3 protein-coding genes are annotated in these 2,795 nt (G+C 45.2%); 2 read left to right on the top strand and 1 reads right to left on the bottom strand.

What is annotated here, in order from left to right; all coding sequences use genetic code 11:
- On the top strand, positions 1-285 hold a 285-nt coding region (locus BUA59_RS22150), incomplete at its 5' end, for a transposase (RefSeq protein ID WP_139248949.1).
- Between the two features lie 78 nt (positions 286-363).
- Here the strand turns inward: BUA59_RS22150 and galE are convergent.
- Positions 364-1,377 carry a UDP-glucose 4-epimerase GalE gene (gene galE / locus BUA59_RS22145; RefSeq protein ID WP_072842200.1) on the bottom strand — a complete coding sequence of 338 codons (1,014 nt, stop codon included), beginning with the start codon at positions 1,375-1,377 and terminating at the stop codon, positions 364-366.
- Positions 1,378-1,735: 358 nt separating this feature from the next.
- Between galE and BUA59_RS22140 the strand changes: the two genes are divergently transcribed.
- Positions 1,736-2,755, top strand: coding sequence for a phospholipase effector Tle1 domain-containing protein (locus BUA59_RS22140; RefSeq protein WP_072842198.1), 1,020 nt, complete (start codon positions 1,736-1,738; stop codon positions 2,753-2,755).
- The last annotated feature ends 40 nt before the right edge of the window (positions 2,756-2,795 follow it).

The following is a 2,795-nucleotide window of genomic DNA, read 5'->3' as shown; positions in this document are numbered from 1 at the left end:
CAGCTGGCTTCTTATTTAGGCTTGATCCCCAAGCACAACGAATCTGGTAAACGGGCAGGAAAAACAACCTTGAGTAAGGAAGGGCCAGGCTATATCAGAGCGAAGTTGTATATGGCCGCAATCGTAGCTGGGCAACATAATACCGATATAAAAGCGCAGAAAACGAGATTACTAAAACAAGGCAAAACAAAAATGCAGGCGCTAGGTGCAGCGATGAGAAAGTTGTCACAAATATGTTTTGGTGTTGTTAAGAATCAAACAGAATATCAGCCTCAAGTTAGTTAAATAAAAACTTGAGGCTGATTAGGAGAGATGGTATCTACAAAAAACAACCAAAAGGAATCTAAGCCTTTTGCCCTATTTCTACAAATCAAACCCATTTGGGTTATTCGATTGCCAACGCCAAGAATCTTCGCACATACGCGCCAAGTCAAATTCCGCCTGCCAACCAAGAAAAGCCTTAGCAAACTCAGGATCCGCATAACAAGTCGCTATATCGCCAGGACGACGATCTACAATCTTATAGCTAATAGATTTATTAGAAACCACTTCAAAGGCTTTGACCATTTCAAGTACAGAATATCCGTTGCCAGTACCTAGATTCACAACAAAATGACCAGACTGAGCCAGCACTTTTTCCAAGGCACAAACATGGCCGCGAGCCAAATCCACCACATGAATATAATCACGAACCCCCGTTCCGTCTGGCGTATCGTAATCGTCACCAAACACACTCAAACAAGCCAATTTACCCACAGCCACTTGACTAATAAAGGGCAATAAATTATTCGGAATGCCTTTTGGATCCTCGCCAATCAAACCAGACTCGTGAGCACCTATCGGATTAAAGTAACGTAAAGTAGCAATGTTCCATTCGCTATTGGCCTTAGCCAAATCAGTCAACATCCCCTCTACCATCAATTTACTTGCCCCATAAGGGTTTTGCGTTGAAGTAGGAAAATCTTCACGAATAGGCACAGATTCAGGCATACCATAGACAGTCGCAGACGAACTAAAAATTAAATTTCGCAGTCCAGCCAACTCCATAGCCTTGATAAGATTCAAGGTTCCGGCAACATTATTTTCATAATACAAAAAAGGCTTTTGAACAGACTCGCCAACCGCTTTCAGACCGGCAAAATGAATAACCGCAGCAAAAGTATACTTCTCGAAAACACTATTTAAAAAGTCTGAATCGCGAATATCGCCTTTCATAAACACTGGACGCTTACCGGCAATCGTCTCAATGCGATCTAAAACGACCTCTTTACTATTCGAGAGATTATCAATAATAATCGGCTCAAAACCCACCTTAATCAACTCGACACAAGTATGCGAACCAATATAACCTGCACCGCCCGTTACCAAAACAAACATCCAACACTCCCAAAAAAATCCATTAAACCAAATCACCTGTAGGTCGGCCTTCAGGCCGTCAAAAACCTAACAACACCAAATCACATGTAGGTCGGCCTTCAGGCCGTCAAAAACCTAACAACACCAAACCAAAACCCTTGACGCGCTAAAGCACGACCTACAAAAAATGAATCGTCCGTCAAAACCTAGCAACACCCAATCACATGTAGGTCGGCCTTTAGGCCGTCAAAAGCCAGATCGCACCAAACCAAAACCTTGACGCGCAAAAACACGACCTACAAAAAAAAAACGCAAACCATGCTATGCTCAATTCGGTCATCAGGAAGATGACTTTCAACACAACAAGGAGGACACACCCATGTCGATGTTATTTTTTCATTTCGATGGCACAGACAATAGCCCAAACGACGCCTGCGCACCAGAACACAGCATTTCCAGCATCACCAATGTATTAAAATCCCATTTATTGCTGGGCGGCCGTGTTAAAAACCATATAGACATCACGCCCACATGTTTACCATATCGCAGTTTTTATTATGCTGGCATCGGCACTTATGGTAATTGGCTAGAACAGAAAATAAACGCCGCCTTTGCCATCGAATCTGGCCATGTAGCCAACATTTTGAATCGTGCGATAAACGACTTTAAAAACCACTACAACCAATCGGTTCGCCACATTGTCTTAATAGGCTTCAGTCGAGGCGCTGCATTAGCAAGGCGCTTTGCCGCGCTAATCACCCCGCTCATTGATCGCCCTATTATAATTGAGGCCGTCATCGATACCGTCGCATCCATTGGCTGGCCAAACCTAGACATCGCTCAACGCCCCAGTACAGAAGTTGTATTTGAACATGGAAACACCTTGCCTGAAGGAGTCTATCGCGTACTACACCTAGTAGCGCTAGACGAGCAACGCCTCGCCTTTCGCCCAACATTAATCAACCATGATGGACGAGCAGTTGAAATATGGCTATCTGGCGTACATTCGAATATTGGCGGCGGATACCGCAGAGATGGAATAGGAGACATAGCATTGCGTATTTTAATAGACTGGATCGAACAACAAACCGAACAACGCTGTTACCACACTGCGCGACTAGCACGTATTCAGCCACCCCATTGGCAACCACTACTCACCATCGAACCGAACCAACTAGGCAAAATACACTACCAGCAGCGCCGCTTAAATACTTGGAGAGAACTCACCCTAGCTCCACGACATTGCTGCGTATTGAAAAATGACCAACCCGACCACACACTATCACCCAACTGGCACCAAAGCGTTACGCAGCGCATCCGCAGCAACATCGGCTATTTCCCCATTGCACACTGCCCAACCCATGCCACACTTTGGCACCACGCCCCCCCTCACCCGTAGGTCAGATTAGCCGAGGCACGAAGCGTGATCTGACGGTTGA

The sequence above is a fragment of the Marinomonas polaris DSM 16579 genome, from assembly GCF_900129155.1.
GTDB classification, from domain to species: Bacteria; Pseudomonadota; Gammaproteobacteria; order Pseudomonadales; family Marinomonadaceae; genus Marinomonas; species Marinomonas polaris.
This window is presented reverse-complemented; position numbering and strand designations above follow the sequence as displayed.

Bases quoted from the DNA above. Each gene is read 5' to 3' on its own strand.
- BUA59_RS22140 (WP_072842198.1), top strand. From the start codon at position 1,736: ATGTCGATGTTATTTTTTCATTTCGATGGCACAGACAATAGCCCAAAC.
- galE (WP_072842200.1), bottom strand. From the start codon at position 1,377: ATGTTTGTTTTGGTAACGGGCGGTGCAGGTTATATTGGTTCGCATACT.